Genomic DNA, 954 nt, shown 5'->3' with positions numbered 1-954 from the left:
TGGTCGCCTGGCGTGGCCGCTGCGCGCGCTGCTGAAACCGAGCGCGATCCGTCAGGCGGCATGGCTGAATTACATCCGGCAAGCATCAGCGCTGCCGCCGCGAATGCTGCCACTTTCAATTGCGTCATCGAATGGTCTCTGCTCAATCGCTACTTACACGTTCAAAAATTGACGCGATACCCTGCCCGCCGCCAATGCACATCGTCACGAGCGCATATCGGCCGCCCGTGCGCTGCAGCTCGTACAGCGCCTTCACGGTGATCAACGCGCCCGTTGCGCCAATCGGATGGCCGAGCGAAATGCCCGAGCCGTTCGGATTGACCTTCGCGGGATCGAGCGCCAGTTCCTTCGATACCGCACATGCCTGCGCCGCAAATGCTTCGTTGGCTTCGATCACGTCGAGATCAGCCACGCTCAATCCGGCGCGCTCCAAGGCCTTCCGCGTGGCCGGAACCGGTCCGATGCCCATGTATTTCGGATCGACGCCCGCATGCGCATACGAGACCAGACGCGCAAGCGGCCTGAGGCCGCGCTTCTCGGCTTCATTGCGTTCCATCAACACGACGGCAGCGGCTGCATCGTTGATACCCGATGCATTGCCCGCCGTCACCGTGCCGTTTTCTTTCGCGAACACCGGCTTGAGCTTCGAGAAGTCTGCGAGCGTTGCATTCATGCGGACGTGTTCGTCGGTATCGAAGACGATCTCACCCTTCTTCGACGCCTGCGTCACCGCAAGGATCTGCTCCTTGAAATAGCCGCCTTCGATGGCCCGCGCCGCCCGCCTGTGGGACTCCACCGCAAGCTCATCCTGCATCTCGCGCGAAATGCCGTACTTCGCCGCGACGTTTTCAGCGGTCACGCCCATGTGGATGGAATCGAAGGGATCGTGGAGCGCGCCGAGCATCATGTCGACGAGACGGGCGTCGCCCATGCGCTGGCCGAACCGCGCAGCGA

1 protein-coding gene is annotated in these 954 nt (G+C 62.4%); it reads right to left on the bottom strand.

Going from position 1 to position 954, the window contains the following annotated elements; all coding sequences use genetic code 11:
- Positions 1–142: 142 nt before the first annotated feature.
- A partial coding sequence (locus ACRXB1_RS36795; protein WP_449494872.1) for an acetyl-CoA C-acyltransferase occupies positions 143–954 on the bottom strand: 812 nt, incomplete at its 5' end.

This window comes from Caballeronia sp. M23-90 (genome assembly GCF_053574605.1).
This window is presented reverse-complemented; position numbering and strand designations above follow the sequence as displayed.